The 18,659-nt window shown below is 34.0% G+C and carries 16 protein-coding genes; 3 read left to right on the forward strand and 13 right to left on the reverse strand.

Going from position 1 to position 18,659, the window contains the following annotated elements:
* The 6 genes from phoU to V8G56_RS06720 are packed head-to-tail and all read right to left on the reverse strand — an operon-like array spanning nucleotide 1 to nucleotide 5,429.
* On the reverse strand, nucleotides 1-663 hold the full coding sequence (gene phoU / locus V8G56_RS06695; protein WP_395437670.1) for a phosphate signaling complex protein PhoU: 663 nt from the start codon (nucleotides 661-663) through the stop codon (nucleotides 1-3).
* An 11-nt stretch (nucleotides 664-674) separates the two neighbouring features.
* Nucleotides 675-1,460, reverse strand: a complete 786-nt coding sequence (gene pstB / locus V8G56_RS06700) for a phosphate ABC transporter ATP-binding protein PstB (protein WP_395438156.1) — start codon at nucleotides 1,458-1,460, stop codon at nucleotides 675-677.
* Between the two features lie 32 nt (nucleotides 1,461-1,492).
* Nucleotides 1,493-2,347 (reverse strand): phosphate ABC transporter permease PstA, encoded by an 855-nt coding sequence (gene pstA / locus V8G56_RS06705; RefSeq protein ID WP_331634183.1) that lies wholly within the window; start codon nucleotides 2,345-2,347, stop codon nucleotides 1,493-1,495.
* The gene (gene pstC, locus V8G56_RS06710) at nucleotides 2,340-3,215 is read right to left on the reverse strand and encodes a phosphate ABC transporter permease subunit PstC (RefSeq protein WP_331634182.1); all 876 of its coding nucleotides are present in this window, start codon (nucleotides 3,213-3,215) and stop codon (nucleotides 2,340-2,342) included. Before pstC ends, pstA begins: the two co-directional genes overlap by 8 nt.
* 60 nt (nucleotides 3,216-3,275) lie before the next feature.
* The gene (locus V8G56_RS06715; protein ID WP_395437671.1) at nucleotides 3,276-4,217 is read right to left on the reverse strand and encodes a PstS family phosphate ABC transporter substrate-binding protein; all 942 of its coding nucleotides are present in this window, start codon (nucleotides 4,215-4,217) and stop codon (nucleotides 3,276-3,278) included.
* A 27-nt stretch (nucleotides 4,218-4,244) separates the two neighbouring features.
* Nucleotides 4,245-5,429 (reverse strand): porin, encoded by a 1,185-nt coding sequence (locus tag V8G56_RS06720; RefSeq protein ID WP_395437672.1) that lies wholly within the window; start codon nucleotides 5,427-5,429, stop codon nucleotides 4,245-4,247.
* 379 nt (nucleotides 5,430-5,808) lie between these two features.
* Between V8G56_RS06720 and V8G56_RS06725 the strand changes: the two genes are divergently transcribed.
* Complete coding sequence (locus tag V8G56_RS06725; protein ID WP_395437673.1) at nucleotides 5,809-6,162, forward strand: toxin-antitoxin system YwqK family antitoxin; 354 nt, start codon at nucleotides 5,809-5,811, stop codon at nucleotides 6,160-6,162.
* Between the two features lie 67 nt (nucleotides 6,163-6,229).
* Here the strand turns inward: V8G56_RS06725 and V8G56_RS06730 are convergent, their stop codons facing one another.
* The 3 genes from V8G56_RS06730 to V8G56_RS06740 form a co-directional block, all read right to left on the reverse strand.
* Nucleotides 6,230-7,432, reverse strand: coding sequence for a multidrug transporter (locus tag V8G56_RS06730; RefSeq protein WP_395437674.1), 1,203 nt, complete (start codon nucleotides 7,430-7,432; stop codon nucleotides 6,230-6,232).
* Nucleotides 7,433-7,474: 42 nt separating this feature from the next.
* A complete protein-coding gene (locus tag V8G56_RS06735; RefSeq protein WP_395437675.1) occupies nucleotides 7,475-10,318 on the reverse strand; it encodes a TonB-dependent receptor in 2,844 nt (947 codons plus the stop codon).
* A gap of 274 nt (nucleotides 10,319-10,592) precedes the next feature.
* A complete protein-coding gene (locus tag V8G56_RS06740; RefSeq protein ID WP_395437676.1) occupies nucleotides 10,593-10,982 on the reverse strand; it encodes a carboxypeptidase-like regulatory domain-containing protein in 390 nt (129 codons plus the stop codon).
* Between the two features lie 160 nt (nucleotides 10,983-11,142).
* Between V8G56_RS06740 and V8G56_RS06745 the strand changes: the two genes are divergently transcribed.
* The gene (locus V8G56_RS06745) at nucleotides 11,143-12,483 is read left to right on the forward strand and encodes a deoxyguanosinetriphosphate triphosphohydrolase (protein WP_395437677.1); all 1,341 of its coding nucleotides are present in this window, start codon (nucleotides 11,143-11,145) and stop codon (nucleotides 12,481-12,483) included.
* Here the strand turns inward: V8G56_RS06745 and dxs are convergent.
* Nucleotides 12,480-14,249, reverse strand: coding sequence for a 1-deoxy-D-xylulose-5-phosphate synthase (gene dxs / locus V8G56_RS06750; protein ID WP_395437678.1), 1,770 nt, complete (start codon nucleotides 14,247-14,249; stop codon nucleotides 12,480-12,482). The genes V8G56_RS06745 and dxs overlap by 4 nt on opposite strands.
* A gap of 90 nt (nucleotides 14,250-14,339) precedes the next feature.
* Here dxs and V8G56_RS06755 point away from each other — a divergent pair, with 90 nt between their 5' ends.
* On the forward strand, nucleotides 14,340-14,789 hold the full coding sequence (locus V8G56_RS06755) for a nucleoside deaminase (RefSeq protein ID WP_331629551.1): 450 nt from the start codon (nucleotides 14,340-14,342) through the stop codon (nucleotides 14,787-14,789).
* Nucleotides 14,790-14,807: 18 nt separating this feature from the next.
* Here the strand turns inward: V8G56_RS06755 and V8G56_RS06760 are convergent, their stop codons facing one another.
* The 3 genes from V8G56_RS06760 to aspS are packed head-to-tail and all read right to left on the reverse strand — an operon-like array spanning nucleotide 14,808 to nucleotide 18,632.
* Nucleotides 14,808-15,044: a hypothetical protein gene (locus V8G56_RS06760; RefSeq protein ID WP_395437679.1), complete on the reverse strand. Its 237-nt coding sequence runs from the start codon at nucleotides 15,042-15,044 to the stop codon at nucleotides 14,808-14,810.
* Nucleotide 15,045: 1 nt separating this feature from the next.
* Nucleotides 15,046-16,833 carry a chloride channel protein gene (locus tag V8G56_RS06765; RefSeq protein WP_395437680.1) on the reverse strand — a complete coding sequence of 596 codons (1,788 nt, stop codon included), beginning with the start codon at nucleotides 16,831-16,833 and terminating at the stop codon, nucleotides 15,046-15,048.
* 44 nt (nucleotides 16,834-16,877) lie between these two features.
* Nucleotides 16,878-18,632 (reverse strand): aspartate--tRNA ligase, encoded by a 1,755-nt coding sequence (aspS, locus tag V8G56_RS06770; RefSeq protein ID WP_395437681.1) that lies wholly within the window; start codon nucleotides 18,630-18,632, stop codon nucleotides 16,878-16,880.
* Nucleotides 18,633-18,659 lie beyond the last annotated feature (27 nt).

An 18,659-nucleotide genomic window follows, 5' to 3' on the forward strand; every position in this document is an offset into this window, starting at 1 on the left:
TTATTTCTTGTTCTGATGTTTAAGCACTTCGGCATCTATATAAAATATAATTTCTTCAGCTATATTTTTTATTAAGTCACCAACTCTTTCCATCTTTTTTACAACAGATAATAAAATTAATGCTTCAGCGGTAATGCTATTATCTTTTTTAATTTCTTCTTCTAAAACGGTGAAAGAATTTATATTTATTTTATCTAATATTTTATCTTTCTTAAATACTTTTCTAGCAACTTTAACATCTTTGTTTTCATAAGCTTCCGTAATAATATCCATCATTAACATGATAGTATCATGCATCACATCAAACTGTGTAGCCGTTAATAAATGAGGGCTTATTTTATTGTCAATATCTACAACATATTTTGAGATACCATAGGCATGGTCTGCTATACGCTCTAATTCAGAATTGATTTTAAGAAGGGCTATTACAAATCTTAAATCAATTGCCACTGGCGTATAAAGGGCTATGAATTTTTCACAGTCTTTTTCAATTTTTAAATCAAGAGCGTTTATTCGCGTTTCATTTCGAATAACTTCTTCTGCTAAATCACTGTCATGATTTACAAACGATTCATTAGATTTTTGCAATTGAGATTTGCACATAGAAAGCATATCAATGCCACTTTGATTTAATGCTTCGCGATGGTAAGTTACATTTTGCATAATAAATATAATTATCCGAAACGACCAGTAATGTAGTTTTCGGTTTGTTTTTTTTGTGGGTTTGTAAAAATATTTTTTGTTTTGTCAAATTCAATAAGGTTACCTAAATAGAAAAAAGCGGTATAATCACTGATTCTACTTGCTTGTTGCATATTATGGGTAACAATTATTATGGTATACTTTTCTTTCAACTCAAAGATAAGATCTTCAATTTTTGAGGTAGAAATAGGATCTAAAGCCGAAGTAGGTTCGTCCATTAATATTATAGAAGGTTCTACAGCCAAAGTTCTTGCAATACACAAACGCTGTTGTTGCCCACCAGAAAGTGTTAATGCAGACTTTTTTAAATTGTCTTTGACATCTTCCCAAAGATCGGCCTGTTTTAATGCCTTTTCAACACGGTCATTAATAAGATTTTTATCTTTTATTCCTTGTATTTTCAAGCCATAGGCTACGTTTTCATATATAGATTTCGGAAACGGATTAGGCTTTTGAAAAACCATACCAATTTCTTTACGCAACTCTTCAACATGTACTTTGTCTTTATATATGTTTCTGCCATTGACCTTGATTTTTCCTTCCATTTTAAATCCATCGACATAATCATTCATTCTATTAAATAATCGCAGAAAAGTTGATTTTCCACAACCAGAAGGACCAATAAAAGAGGTGATTGTATTCGGTTTAATCACCATGTCAATACCTTTTATTGCCATAAAATCATCATACCAAACTTTGGCATCATTAACTTCAATGGTATGTGTTTTTTTTAATGATTTATCTACTATTTTGTCCATTGGTAATGTTTGTTCTATTGTTGTTTCCATAGCTAACTTAATTTATTTTGCCATTTATTTCTAAGATAAACCGCTATGCCGTTCATTACAAATGTAATGACTAATAATATAATAATCGCGGCCGCGGCAGCTATTGCAAATCCTTCTTGCGGACGTGTGGTCCAGGTAAAAATTTGCATCGGTAAAATTGAAAATGTATCAAATAGGGAATGTGGTATAAATGGCACATAGGCCATTGCACCAACCACTATTAAAGGAGCCGTTTCCCCTATGGCTCGTGATAAAGATAGTATAACACCTGTTAAGATCCCTCCAAAAGACGATGGTAGAACCACCTTCTGTAATGTTTGCCATTTTGAAGCGCCCAAGGCAAAAGAGGCCTCTTTTAAGGAAGGCGGTACTGCTTTTATAGCCTCTCGGGTGGCTACTATTATGATTGGAAGTATGAGTAATGAAAGTGTTAAAGCTCCAGATAAAATACTGCCTCCAAAGCCAAAAAACCTTACAAAAATACCTAAGCCCAACAATCCGTAAATGATTGAAGGAACACCTGCTAAATTAGCAATGTTAATTTCTAATAATGTTGACCAACGAGATTTTTTAGCATATTCTTCTAAATAAAGTCCTGCACCAATACCTACTGGAATTGCAAAAACAATGGTTAACAGCATTAAATCTAAAGTGCCAATTATAGCAGTATAAATTCCGGCTCTTTCAGGTTTCCTTGACGGTAAACTTGTTAAAAAATCCCAGTTAATTCGTGTATAACCTACACGGATTATATTGTATAGTAAAATGACTAAAATTAGTATACCTAATAATGTAAATAACAAGCCAACTGTTTTAAAGCTGGTGTCTATAATTCTGTTTTTTTGTAAGTTATTCATATTTTTCTTGATACTTTTTCTTAATCCAAAAACTAATAGTATTTAATAAAAATGTAAATAAAAATAAGGTTAAACCGGCTGCGAAAATAGTTTTATATTCTATAGAACCTTGAGGCGCATCTCCCATACTTACTTGAACAATGTAAGAGGTTATCGTTTGGGTTGGTATGGTTGGGTCTAATGAGAATTGAGCTTGCTGACCGGCGGCTATAGCCACTATCATCGTTTCTCCAATAGCTCTTGAAATTGCTAAGATGACGGATACAATAATACCTGAGGAAGCCGCGGGCACCATGACCTTTATAGCTGTTTGAAAACGCGTTGAACCCATTCCAAAAGAAGCTTCCTTTAAAGATTTTGGCACAGCATATAAGGCATCTTCACTCAACGAAGAAATAAATGGGATTATCATGATTCCCATTACAAGTCCTGCAGACAAGGAGTTAAATGTTTCTAAATCCGGATAAATATTCTGTAAAAAGGGCGTTACAATGGTTAATGCAAAAAACCCATAAACCACTGTTGGTATCGCCGCTAAAATTTCTAAAATAGGTTTTAAGGTTTTTCTAAAACTTTTAGGGGCATACATGTTTAAATAAATGGCAATGGTCAATCCAATGGGAAGGGCCACGGCAATGGCAATGGCTGCAGTTAAAAAGGTACCAGATACTAAAGATAAAATACCAAAATGCTTTTCACTAAATAACGGGGTCCATTGGGTGTCTGTAAAAAACTCAAATATGGATACGTTTTTAAAAAAGGCAATACTTTCAAATAAAAGGACTGCAATAATACCAATAGTAGTAAATATTGTAATTGAAGCACAAAGCTTCAATAATATTTCAATTATTTTTTCTTTTATTTTCATAGACCATAATAGCCGGTAAGAAAATATCTTACCGGCGATATATAATGATTGCAAATACTTTTATTGGCCACTTAGCGCATTCTTGAATGCTTGTTTTTGAGCGTCATATCCACTTTTTGGCATTGGAACATATCCCACTTCTTTACATAATTCAGGGGCATTGTCAAGATAAAACTCTACAAATTTCTTAACTTCAGGTCTTTGTGCAGATTTTAGACTGACAAAAATGAACAATGAACGAGATAAAGGCGCATAGGTATTATTGGCAACTGTTTCAATACTTGGAAGTACTGCTCCAGTTCCATTGTCAATTCCTACAACTCCTAATTTGTCCTTGTTTTCTTCGTAGTAAGATAATCCAAAGTATCCTAAAGCATTTTTATCTTTTTCAATACCTTGAACAGCAACGTTATAATCAGATACAGCGTTATAATCGGTTCTACTTGCGCCAGATTCACCCATTATAATTTCAGTAAAGAAATCGTAGGTACCGTGAGAAGTATTTGGTCCATATAAATGAATTTCTTCATTTGGCCATTCGTTTCTAATTTGGTTCCAATTAGTTATAGTACTGTTTGGTTCCCATAATTTTTTTAATTCTTCAGTGGTCATTGAAGTCGCCCAGGTGTTATCTTTATTTACAACAACAGTAATGCCGTCTAAAGCCACAGTTAATTGAACATACTCGATACCATTTTCTTTGCAAAGTTCAATTTCTTTACCTTTAATTTCTCTCGAGGCATCGCTAATATCAATAACGCCGGCACCAAATTTTTTAAAACCACCACCAGTTCCACTTTCGCCAACAGTTACTTTTACATTTGGTTCTTCAGCTAAAAATTCCTCCGCTACCGCTTCAGAGACTGGAAACACTGTTCCTGAACCATCAATTGAAACTGTCCCACTTAATGGAGCCTCAGCACCATCTTGATTATTTGATTTTTTGTTTCCACAAGCGATTGATAAAAATGCAAGGGCTATAATTACTATACTTTTTTTCATGATTTCTAGATATATTATTTTTGTTTATTAGAAATGGATATCAAATTGTAAACGACATAAAACTTCATTTTCCTGATTCGCAACTTCAGTAAGGCTAACATCAGTTTGTACTTTTAAACTATGACCTACTATAAATTTTGAAAGACCCAAAGTATATTGGTGTTCAGGGTCAGCTCCTGTAATGGCTTTATCCAATTCTACAGTTGAATACCTTCCTGAAACTTCCCAATTGTTTTTAAATAAGTAACCACTTTGAATATTTAGACCTGTTCCAACCTGCACAATGGCTCCGGTTTCAGTACCATCAGAATTTTTTGCAATGGGATCTTTAGCATCTCTATCCGCATATTCAGCCATTAAACTAAACCCTTTATATTTAAACATGGTATCAATAAATAGGGTATTAATGTTCGTTTCATAAAACCCAATATCAGTGGTCATATAAGACCCTTGGTTACTTCTGTTTCTTACAGCATTATTGTTGTGATCATAAGTAACACCTATGGCAAGTTTTGGAGTTTGCTCTCTTTTTAAATCTGATGCGGAATAATCACCATTACCTGCAAAGTTACCCATTGGCAACAGTTCAATACGTCCTGTATATTGATGACCACCTAGGTTGCCAGTTACCACATTCCGGCCTTCCCCTTGAGAAAGGGCAAATATTTCCTGGACTACAAAATGATCAGAAATTGTAAAATGATGTCTAAGTTGAAAACCTATATCACGATCTATATTAAATCGAGAGTTTAGAATTGAACGATCTACTTGTTGCATATTTGCTGAAGAGATCACACGTTCTCTGTTCCCTGGAAGTTTTGTTTGACCAACCCAAAGTTCAAAATTTTGATAAAAATTATATTTCAAGACCGCATCCATGACATACAGAGGCGTATTTCCTGTAAATGCAGACACCCCTGACATGTCTCTGTTAGACAGGCCTAACTCAAGTTTATACTCTAGCTTAGGAGAAACAGCAAACCCATCAAACTTTAATCTTGAACGGCGTATTAAAAAACTCGTTTCAGGACTTTCTCCATCTTGCATCAAAGAAGTTGCTAAAAATTGAAATCTGGCCCCTACTTTCATAGTCCAAGAACTATCTTGACCTACCAAATTAAAAAGTCCTTTACCAAATTTTGGTGCAGGAGTTTCTTGAGCGCTTAAAATAAAAAATGTAAAAAAAGATACTATGAATAATTTAAGTTTCATAATTGGTTTATTAATTTTTGTCGCTGCAAATTTCCGATTCAAATGTTAACTGAATGTTTCCTAATCATTATTTTTTAAATAAAAAAACTGCCTTGGCCAAAGGCAGTTATTAGATTCATGATAATGTAGTCGACAAAAACTAATAGATTATATGAATAACTAATGTGTATTTTAAAATACAGACAAATATCAATGAGTAAAATAAACTGATTGTAATGGTAAGATTAACTAATCATTAATTATTATAATTTAAAGTATAATCTAAATCTTAAGAAGTGTGTTAGTAGTTATTTCAATGTTAATTTAATGTTACGTAAACATTGATTAAATGTAAATTTAGTTTTATATTTGATAATTAATAATTTAAAAAATCATAATTATGAAAAAGGGCATTTTAGTTTTATTTGCTTGTTTTATCGGTATGGTTTCTCTTGCTCAAAAAGAGAGAGTTTTAAAACTTAATGAAGACACTAAATTAATTGAAGTTACGTATTATCATGACAATGGAGTAGTTAGTCAAACAGGGACTTATACTTTAGATGGTAAACTTCAAGGGCAATGGTTAAGTTTTGATACTGATGGCAGTAAAACGGTTCTAGCTAATTATGATAATGGGAAAAAGGTCGGCAAATGGTTTTACTGGACAAAAGAAACAGTAAAAGAAGTAGATTATAGCACTAACGTTATTGCTAATTTAAAAGAATCGGAAAAATCAAATAACCAAGACTTTTAAAATAACAAGACGTCATAAAAAAGCATCCTAAAAAGGATGCTTTTTTATTTGTATTTAATGCTTTTTGTTATTCAACTCTAGACCAACCTGCACCCCAAGTAGCATAATCTGTACCTGTAGCGTTGCCATCTCCAGAGATAATGAAATCACCATCTATATTAAATGAAACACCAGTATCATTTTTAACCTTAGTTGTTACATCGGTAAAAGTTACATTAGTAACATTTAAGTCACCACTAACAACACCAGCACCAGTAGGATTGTCACCAGCATCACCATCTAAATCAAATCCTTCTTCGAAACCTTGTATTAAAATATTATTAAAAATACCTTGAGTACCGGCTCTTAAACGGATAGCCTCAGTTCCAGAAGTATTTCCTTGCCCGATGATTGTTACGTTAGTGACATTAGGCTTAGAATAATAACCGGCAGCATTACTAAAGTCGGTATTGTAACCATCACATTCAAATGCTTTGTCATGATCTGGACCATGTTTTACATAAGCATGCGTAATAGTTCCTGAGTATCCTTCTGTCCAGTCAATAGAATCATCTTGGTTGTTAATGGAATAGATATAACTTACATTAACAGTTCCACCAAAAAACTCTAAGCCATCATCTTTACCTTCAAATGATTCGATATATTGCACAGTTGTGCCATTACCTACACCATAAAATGATAATCCGTTATTTTCTGACTGACCGTCAGCGGCACCACCTGAATATTCAACTCGTAAATATTGAATAGTTCCGGAATTATCAGCTGGATCAGTTCCCCCATAAGGTAAGCTGGCAATTTCTGAAGTTGATGTAGCTCCAGCAACCACAGAGTTAATAGGTGCTTTTCCTAGAAGGATTAAGCCACCCCAGTCACCTGCAGCCGGATTCGGTGCGTTAGAAGTTAAAACGATAGGCTCTGTTGGAGTTCCACTAGCTATAATTTTAGCGCCTTGTGAAATAGCGATGTAAACAGAAGCACCACTCGAAGAAGCCTTAATAGTCATACCTGAAGGGATTGTTAATGTGGTACCATCAAGCATGATTAAAGAACCGTTTAAAATGTATGTGTTAATTGGATCTAATGTTAAGTCTGAATCGTAGTTTCCAGCTAAGTAAATGGTTTGCCCAGTTGGAGTCCCACCACCTGGTGTCGTATTATTTGTTATGCTATTATCACTGTTATCATTGATAATAATGTCGGCAGTATCATCTGTTGTACAAGAGAAAAGCATTGATACTATTGCTGCTCCTAAAATTAAAGTATTTTTCATCTTTTTTTATTTATTAATTTTTGTGTTATTTTTTATTATTAGTTAAAATTTATATTTTAATTGAATACCTAAATCCATACCCCGTTTGTAGTTCGAAATACCTTTGCCATTAGCTGAAGTTACTACAACATCACCAAGGGTAGTTTCTCTTACATATCTAATAGTAGGATTTAATAGGTTTTTTGCACTTAAATTGATTTCAAATTTGTTATTAATGTTATTCTTCCAGATAAAATCTAGTGTAGACACACTTTTTTCAATAACATTACCTAATTGGCCAGAACCCAAAGCATCTAATCTGTCTGAGAAGTATGAGAACACTAAATTGGCTGTTGGTTTATAGTTTTTGAAAACGGGAGAATAATTAATATCGGCATTTAATAATAATGGGGAGGCACCCTGTAATTCTTCTTTGCTTCTGTTGAAAGACAAGTTGTAAGTACCATTAATATTAGAAAATAGATCCTGCTCAGTTTTCATATAAGTAGCATTAAATCCTGCGGATAAAATGGCATCATCATCAGCATTATGTAAGATGTTTTTTCTTAATTCTACTTCAACACCATAGATGTTCGCTTTGTTGCCTGTTCTGAAATAACGTTGTGTTCCGGTAGCATCTGCACCTACTACTAAGTTGATGGGATTTTTAATTTCTTTAGCAAAAGCGGAGAAGGAAATTAATTCACTTTTACTGTAAAACCATTCATATTTTAAATCAAGGTTCACTATTTTAGAATATGATTTATCTCCTACATTCACGAAATCAGGATTACTAGAACCTAATAGATCCGGGTTACCACCTATTCTGGTTGCAATGCTTTCATAAACAAAAGGCGCTACTTCTTTAAATTCAGGAAGTGAAACGGTTTGACTCACTGTAAAACGTAAGTTCTGATCATCATTGATGGTGTACTTAACGTTTAAGCTAGGCAGATAAAAATTTTCTTTGGCATTTATTGTGGCCTTCCCATTGTTACCTAGGTTAATGACATCATAACTAATTTTTTGATCAACAGATTCTAATCGGATTCCAGGCACAAACAACCATTTTTCACCAGCTTTTATTTCGGCGTCAACATATCCTGCATAAATATTTAAATCTCCTTGGTAGGTGTTTTCAGGTAAACCTGGTCTGTTAGTGTTTGATAAACCTGGTATGGTATTGATAACTTTTATTTGATATAAACCACCAGTATCATTAGAGTTGATACGTAAGTTGTCAAGAGTAAAAACATTATTAAAATGAGTAACATCAGTCACAGCATAGTTTGAATCGACTATGTCATAACCATAACGGATATTGTTAAACTTTCTCTTTTTGCTTTTACCATCGTAGCCAAAATTAAATTTTAAATTATCCGAAACGTTATAGGCTAAATTTAATCGGCTATTTATTTCTTCATCGGTTATGTTTTGAAAATAACGCTGGTTATCAAAAACCACATTACTATAAAATGTTGGGTTGGTATTTGGGTCATTATCTAAAGCATATTGGTAATTTTCTAAACTGATCCGTTTTCTGTCCGGTTGTTTGGAGTGCACTAAATTATAACCAACACCCCAGTCTACTTCAAGTTTTCCTGACTTATGATTACCTTCTAACTGATTGACGGTCATCTGAGTTTGGTCAAACTGAACGTTCATTTGATAAAATCCTTTATCAGTATCTAATATAGCATCTCTGTTTCTACCAGTCCCATCTATACCAAAGTAACCCACAACATCTGAAGAGTTATTTATAAATAAGGAAGTAAACTTTAAAGAGTTCTCATCATTAACTCTATAATTAGCACTTCCCATAACCGTAGAAGTTGTTGAATATTCAAATTCTTCTGCGGCATCAAAAGCCTTTTTTTCAGTTAATGTATAATCAATGGCATTCCCTTTTCTGTATTCATAACCATTATTAAAAGATCCAGTTAAAAAGAAACTTAAACGAGAACCATTATTAAAATTGAATGATTTTCCAGCAGAACCTCCATAACTCACGTTGATTGGGGTACCTGCATTTACCGGGTCAATACCATGTGATAAAATAATAGCAAAAGGATTGTGTGCATAGCGGCCATAATATCCAAAAAAGCCAGTGCCTTCACTTCTGACAAAGTTTTTACCAATGGCATTGGTATTAAAACTGGTTCCGACATTAAAATCGATAAATCCATTCCCGGTATAATCTTTCGATTTGATGTCTACATTTCCTGCAGAAAAATCGCCATAAAATTTTGAAGAATAGGCTTTAGCTACAGAGACGTTTTCAATAACATCTGTAGAAAACAGATTTAAATTAATATTCTTTTTGTTAACATCATTGGATGGTAAAGATAGGCCGTTCATGGTTGTATTTAAATAACGATCTCCTAAACCTCTTACATAAACGTTACTGGAGCCTTCTTGTTTTGAAATACCTGATATTTTGGCTATAGCACCAGCGGCATCACCAACGCCTTTTCTTGATAATTCATCGGCACCAATACTTTGTTTCATTTCAACGGCTTTCTTTTGGTCTAATAAAAGTGCTGTTTCACTTTCACGTTTCGTAGTAGTGGTAATAACAACCTCGTCTAAGGAAGCAGCACTAGCTGCCATTGTAACATTAAGTTCAACTTCTTTCCCTGCGGTTACTGTTACGTTAATTTCTTGAGTTTCATAACCAATAAAGCTGAACTGTAAAATATAGGAACCCACGTCTAAATTGTTAAAACTATATCCGCCGTCAATATCTGAGGTAGTTCCTTTGGTCGTTCCTTTTATTAAAACGTTAGCAAAGGCAAGTGGTTCATCATCATATTCTTTATCTATTAATTTTCCAACAATAGAACCAGTGCTTTGAGCAAAGGATAGTGTTGAAACAAAAAGTAACAATAGCAGTATAATTTTTTTCATTAGTCTTTTCATAATTAATGCTGCAAAGAAAGACACATAGTGTAAACAAGATGTTACCTAAGGATTAAACAACAGTGATGAAAGTGTTAACTAAACATTACCTTTTCGATACCAAATTCTTAATCTGTAAACAATAAGTTAACATTAAAAGCTTTAAAATTTTAATTGTTAAAATGAAGTGGATTGTCTTGAATAATAATCAAGCGTTGTTTAAAGAAAGAAGACCAACATAGATTGTATGAGTCCTAAAAGATTTTAAAATGAGATTAGGCTCTTAATTATTTAAGGCAACAGCAGTCTTGTCGTCTTTTTTAGCTACACTACTTAAAGCGGTAAGCTCATTTATTGAAATGGTACTGGGAGCTAAAGAAATATTAATTTCAGTTGGTTGCATTGAACTAACACGAATAGTTAATTCTTTAGTTTCATAACCAATAAAGTTGCAAACTAAGGTATAATCACCTTCAGCCAAGTTTTCAATAAGAAATATACCCGTGAAATCTGTTTCAGAGGCAATAGCCGTGCCTTTAACAGAGATGCTAGCAAACATCAAAGGTTCGTTGTTTAATTCTTTATCAGTAACTTTTCCAACAATTAAACCTGTATTTTGAGCAAAACTGATGCTTGAAAAGGTAAGTAGTAATAAAGTAATTAGTTGTTTCATTTGATCCTTAATAATTATGAAGCAAATTACGGGCTTTACTTTAATCATGATGTTATGTAATTATTAAACAACTGTCATTAAAATGTTACCTTAATGTTACCAAATTTTGATTCTGTTTATTACTTAATTTAAGTATCTTGCCTTCACTTAAATTTATATAATGATCTGGGAACAATTATTATCCTTAAAACGATTTGGAGACACCAACAAAAGGCTAAGAAAGGAACAAGATGAAACACGTCTTGGGTTTGAAGTAGATTATGACCGTGTCATCTTTTCCTCAGAATTTAGAAGCCTTCAAGATAAAACACAAGTCATTCCTTTATCACAAACAGATTTTGTGCATACAAGACTAACACATAGTTTGGAAGTGAGTGTGGTTGGTCGTTCCATTGGTAGAAAAGTAGGTCAGGAATTATTAGAAAAACATCCACATTTACAAACGGTACATGGGTATCAGGCCAATGATTTTGGTGCAATTGTGGCTGCTGCTGCTTTAGCCCATGATATAGGGAATCCGCCTTTCGGGCATTCTGGAGAAAAAGCTATTGGAGAATTTTTTAAAACGGGTCAAGGGGCTCAATTTAAGAGTCAATTAAATGATAAGGAATATCAAGATTTATGTGATTTTGAAGGAAATGCCAATGGTTTTAAAATATTAACTGAAAGCAGGGAAGGGAGAGAAGGTGGTTTGCGTTTAAGTTATGCCACTCTTGGAGCTTTTATGAAATACCCTAAAGAATCTTTACCTAAAAAACCAACAAATCATATTGCTGATAAAAAATACGGTTTTTTTCAAAGTGAGAAGGAAGGCTTTATAAATGTTGCCAAAGAATTGGGCTTGACAAAAAGGAGTCCATCAGATTTGAGTTTTTCACGTCATCCTCTGGCTTTTTTGGTTGAAGCAGCTGATGACATTTGTTATACTATTATTGATTTTGAAGATGGGATTAATTTGGGTCTGATTCAAGAAGAATTTGCACTTGAATATTTGATTAAATTGGTAAAAGAGACTATTAACACCAAAAAGTACCATCAGCTAAAAAATACCCAAGATAGAATTAGTTATTTGCGAGCCTTAGCTATAAATACGCTGATTAATGAAGTCGTTCATATTTTTATGAATAATGAAGAGCTTATTTTAAAAGGGGAATTTCAAACAGCACTGTTGGATAAGAGTAAATATGAAGCACAAATAAATGACATCATCAAAATTAGTGTTGAAAATATTTATAGGTCTGATGAGGTGATTGACAAGGAAATTGCTGGATATGAGATTTTAAAAAATCTATTAAGTGTTTATATAAATGCGGTTAATAATAATTATAATGGAAACCCATCTAATTACGATAGACTTATTTTAAACAGATTACCAAAAACAATGAAAGTTGATCAGGATAGTTTATATCTGCGTTTATTAGCTGTCTGTAATTATGTATCCTTGCTTTCTGATAGCAATGCCATTCTTAATTATAAAAAGATAAAAGGAACTCATTTTTAAGAAATAAATTCTGAAATCAATATAGCTAAACTTCCAGCATCTAAACCAACAGATTTTTGGAGTTCATCAACACCCCCATGTTCTATAAAAATATCAGGAATCCCAATTATTTTTATAGATTTCTTATAATTATGTTTTGATGCAAACTCAAGAATCGCCGTTCCAAATCCTCCAGTGATGGCATTGTCTTCAATGGTTATTATTTGATGGTATTTTTTAAAGATTTGATGCAATAGTCTTTCATCTAAAGGTTTTACGAACCGCATATCATAGTGTGCAATGGCCTCTTTATTTTCAATATGAGTTAAGGCTTCTTCAATATTTTTAGAAATGGTTCCAATACTTAAAACAGCTAATGAATGGCCCTCTTTGAGCAGTTTACCCGTGCCTATTTTAATTTTTTCAAAAGGCTTTTTCCAGTCAATGGTGATGCCGCGTCCGCGCGGATATCTAATGGCTATAGGTTCTTTTAAACCAAGTTGAGCAGTATACATGATGTTTCTTAGCTCTATTTCATTGCGAGGGGCAAAAATGATAAGATTTGGAATGCATCTTAAATACGATAAATCAAATACACCATGATGGGTGGCGCCATCTTCACCAACGAGTCCTGCACGATCTAAACAAAAAATAATGGGTAAATTTTGAAGCGCCACATCATGAATAATTTGATCGTAAGCGCGTTGTAAAAAGGTGGAATATATATTGCAAAATGGAATAAGACCTTGAGTGGCCATGCCTGCAGCTAAAGTAACGGCATGTTGCTCAGCGATGCCCACATCAAAGGCACGTTCAGGGATTTCTTCCATCATAAACTTTAAAGAACTTCCCGTTGGCATGGCAGGTGTGATACCAACAATGTTTTTATTTTTTTTGGCAAGTTCAACAAGGGTATAGCCAAATACGTCTTGATATTTTGGAGCTTGTTTGATTTTAGATTTAGAATAAATAGCTCCTGTTTGTGCATCAAATTTTCCTGGCGCATGGTACTTTACCTGGTCTTCTTCAGCTTGTTTTAGGCCTTTCCCTTTGGTGGTGATGACATGTAAAAATTTAGGGCCTTTAATTGTTTTTAAGCGCTCTAATTCTGAAATAATCTTATAAATATCATGACCATCAATAGGTCCCGAATAGTCAAAATTTAAAGCTTCAAAAATATTATCTTGTTTTTCTGTGCCTTTTTTAACATTGGTTAAATATTGTTTTAAGGCACCGACACTGGGGTCAATGCCAATAGTATTATCATTTAAAATAACCAACAAATTAGTATTTGTTACGCCGGCATGATTGAGCCCTTCAAAGGCCATTCCACTGGCGATAGAGGCATCACCAATCACGGCAATATGATTTTTATTGAAATCGCCATGTAGTTGTGAAGCAATGGCCATTCCTAAAGCCGCTGAAATGGAGGTTGCCGCATGGCCGACCCCAAAAGTATCGTATTCACTTTCTTCCCGTTTAGGAAACCCACTTAATCCGCCAATTTGTCTATTGGTATCAAAATTATCTCGCCTTCCCGTTAATATTTTATGACCATAGGCCTGATGACCCACATCCCAAATGAGTAAATCTTCAGGTGTGTTAAATACATAGTGAAGCGCAATAGTTAATTCAACAACCCCTAAGCTGGCACCTAAATGGCCTTCTTTTGCAGCAACAATATTGATGATAAATTCACGTAATTCTTTGGCAAGTTTAGGTAATTCCTCTTGAGAAAGATGTCTTAAATCTATTGGCGAATTGATACTATTTAAAATTTTGCTCATCAGGTTACAAATGTACCACTTGAAATTGTATTTTTGAGCACCAAGTAATAATTCGATTATTAAATTTTCAGCTTTCAAATTAGTTTTAAAATGATAAATCCATTTGATGATACTTATTTTATGAAAAAAGCTTTACAGGAAGCTGAGATTGCTTTTGAAAAAGGAGAAATTCCTGTTGGTGCTGTCATTGTTATTGAGAACAGAATTATTGCTAAAGGTCATAATCTTACAGAGACCTTAAATGATGTTACAGCACATGCCGAAATGCAGGCTATAACGGCAGCGGCTAATTTTTTAGGAGGCAAATATCTTCAAAATTGTACCTTATATGTGACTTTAGAACCCTGCCAAATGTGCGCAGGCGCCTTATACTGGAGTCAAATATCAAATATTGTATATGGTACCAGGGATTTGGAACGTGGTTGTATCAATTTAAACAGCAAACTGCATCCTAAAACAATCCTTAAAGGAGGTATCATGGAAAATGAGGCCGCAGATTTATTAAAACGCTTTTTTATACAAAGGAGAAATTTGAATTAAAGATTACTTAAATCATAATTAGCGTCTCTTATCTCCTTCACGCTCGCGCATTTTATCTAAATTTTCTTTAGTAAGCATATAATTTTTAATGTCTTTATCTTTCCATCGGTAATAAGAAAATAATGGGAATACAATGAAAAACAGTCCAAGTACTCCAAACCCTATGAGTTGTTCAGAATTTTCAAAATCCATAAGATAACCCGTTATAATACTTCCAAGAGATAATACAAGAAAAAAGAGGATAATACCTTTCATATTACTTTGTAAAATTAATTAACTGTCTTCTGTATGCTGTTAATAGTTTGGATTTTGAAATAAAACCAATATAAACATCATTTTTTACAACGGGTAGATTCCAGGCGCTACTGTCCTGAAATTTTTTCATAATATCAGTCATTTTATCTTTTTCAACATCAATAACCTCGGGGGGTGGTTGCATGATGTCGTGGGCTATGACTTCTCCGTATAAATCTTGATCAAACATAATTGGCCTTAGATCATCTAATAAAATAACACCAACCAATTCTTTGGATTTAGCATCAATGACGGGAAAAATATTTCTGTTAGATTGAATAACAGCCGTATTTACTATTTCGCCTAAGTTCATGTTAGAAGTTATTTTAACAAAATTAGTTTCAATAACTTTATCTATATCCATTAAGGTAAGAACGGCATGATCTTTATCATGCGTAATAAGTTCTCCTTTTCTGCCAAGTTCCATGTTATAGACTGAATGCGGACTAAAATATTTAGTAAGACTAAATGAAATTGTGGCCGTTAGCATTAAAGGAATAAACAGTTCATAACCGCTGGTGAGTTCAGCAATTAAGAAAATAGCAGTTAAAGGGGCGTGTAAAACACCAGCTAACAAACCTGCCATTCCAACAAGTGTAAAATTACTAACGGATACGGGGTTATTAAATAAACCACAATTATTAATTATTAAGGCGATGCAATTTCCCATAATGCTTCCCATAAAAAGGGTAGGTGCAAAAATACCACCAACACCTCCAGCTCCAAAAGTCAGAGAACTCGCAATGATTTTAAAAAATACCAGGCCTGCAAGTAGCAAAATAATGGTCCAGGTATTTGATAAATCCATTTGAAAAATATTGTTTTCTAATGCTTTTTCAGGGTTACCTGCAATAAGGTTATTAATAACGTCAAATCCCTCACCGTAAAGTGGTGGAATAAAATAAACTAAAACCCCCAGGCCTAATCCGCCTATCAATAATCGCTTGATGGGGGAATTTATCTTATCAAATAATTTATTAACTCTATCATATACTTGAGTAAAGTATATAGAGGTTATCGCTGCAAACACTCCAAGAATAATGTAAAATGGCGCATCTGAAATTATGAATTTATCTTCTATTCTAAAGGGTAATAAAATATCATCCCCAAAAAAAAAGTAAGAGGTTAAAATAGCTGATAACGATGCCAACAATAAGGGTAGCATGGATGCGATGGTTAAATCTAAACTAAACACCTCTATGGCAAAAATAATAGCAGCAATGGGCGCTTTAAATATAGAGGACATGGCACCGGCCGCAGCACAGCCAATTAACAAATTTCGAGTCGTCTGATTCATATGAAACATTCTCGAAATGTTTGAGCCAATAGCGGCACCTGTTGCAACTGTTGGGCCTTCTAGCCCAACAGAACCTCCAAAACCTACTGTAAGTGGTGCTGTTAAAATAGAACCAAACATTTGGTACTGTTTTATAATTCCTTTACGTTTTGAAATAGCAAACAAAGTAGAAGGAATGCCATGACTTACTTTATTTCTAATGATGTATTTAATAGCCAAATAAACGAGGCTAAGACCAAGAATAGGGAATAAAAAGTAAAAAGCATGATGGTAATATTTTATGACATTACCTTCTAATAAATGTTGGATAAAATGCGTTAAGTTTTTTAAAACGACTGCCCCGACTCCAGATGTAAAACCAATGATTATACTTAGCAAATAGACAAATTGCCTATGCGAAATATATTTTGCTCTCCAAATTAAGATGCGTTTTAAAATGGTTTCTTTTGGCATAATTATAAAAGTACTAAAAAATCCTGCTTGAGCAGGATTTAGTATTATGGTTTAATATTAAGTTTTAAACTTAATTCTTCAAGTTGTTTGTCATCTATTGGAGCAGGCGCATCAATCATTACATCTCTTCCTGAATTGTTTTTTGGGAAGGCAATAAAATCTCTAATAATTTCTTGTCCTGCTAAAATGGCCACTAATCTGTCCAATCCAAAAGCTAACCCGCCATGTGGTGGTGCGCCATATTGAAAGGCATCCATTAAAAAACCAAATTGTGCTTTTGCTTCTTCTGGGGAGAAGCCTAAATAGTCAAACATTAAGGATTGTGTTTTTTTATCATGAATTCTTATAGATCCACCGCCAATTTCATTTCCGTTTAATACAAGGTCATAGGCATTCGCTTTCACTTCTCCAGGGTTGGTAGCTAATAATTCTAATTGACCAGGTTTTGGTGAAGTAAACGGGTGGTGCATGGCATGATAACGTTTGGTGTCTTCATCCCATTCCAAAAGAGGAAAATCAATGACCCAAAGCGGGGCAAACTCATGAGGTTTTCTTAATCCCAATCTAGTAGCCAGTTCCATTCTTAAGGCACTTAATTGTCCTCTTACTTTATCCGTTTCTCCAGAAAGCACACAGATTAAATCACCTGGTTTTGCACCGGTAATTTCGGCCCATTTTGCCAGATCCGCTTCATCATAAAATTTATCTACTGATGATTTAAAAGTGCCATCCTCGTTGTATCTACAGTAAACCATTCCTAACGCCCCAATTTGCGGACGTTTTAACCAATCTATTAATTGGTCAATTTCTTTTCTTGTAAAATTGTTCCCGCCAGGAACTGCAATACCAACAACCAATTCAGCACTATTAAAAACACCAAAATCTTTGTGTTGTGTCACCTTATTTAGTTCGCCAAACTGCATGCCAAAACGAATGTCTGGTTTGTCATTTCCGTATAAGCGCATGGCATCATCATAAAGCATTCTAGGGAATTTTTCTATTTCAACCCCATTAATCTCTTTTAGTAAATGACGCGTAAGTCCTTCAAAAGCATTTAAAATATCTTCCTGTTCCACAAAGGCCATTTCGCAATCTATTTGAGTGAATTCGGGTTGTCTGTCAGCACGCAAATCTTCATCTCTAAAGCACTTGACAATTTGGAAATATTTATCCATACCACCAACCATTAGCAATTGCTTAAAAGTTTGTGGTGATTGAGGAAGTGCATAAAATTGCCCTGCATTCATTCTGCTTGGAACCACAAAATCTCTTGCCCCCTCAGGCGTTGATTTGATTAAGTAAGGCGTTTCTACTTCAATAAAACCTTCTTTTGACAAATAGTTTCTAACGGCTTGCGCTACTTTATGTCTAAAAATCAAACTGTTTTTCACTGGGTTACGACGAATATCTAAATAGCGATATTTCATACGTAATTCTTCACCACCATCGGTCTCATCTTCAATCGTAAAAGGAGGTAATAAGGCTTTGTTAAGAACGGTTAATTCTGAAACTAATATTTCAATAGCTCCAGTTGGAAGATTTGGGTTTTTTGAGCTACGCTCAATAACGGTTCCTTTCACCTGAATTACAAATTCCCTTCCTAGAGTTTTTGCTTCTTGTATCATTTTTTGCGAAGTACGTTCTTCATCAAAAATAAGCTGCGTAATGCCGTATCGGTCTCGAAGATCTACCCAGATCATAAAACCTTTGTCACGTGTTTTCTGCACCCAACCAGCAAGTATGACTTCTTTATTTATATGAGAGGTGTTTAGTTCACCACAATTATGACTTCTGTACATAATAAAATAATTAAAAATCTTTTATCT

The organism is Gaetbulibacter aquiaggeris (assembly GCF_044003965.1).
Classification (GTDB): Bacteria; Bacteroidota; Bacteroidia; order Flavobacteriales; family Flavobacteriaceae; genus Yeosuana; species Yeosuana aquiaggeris.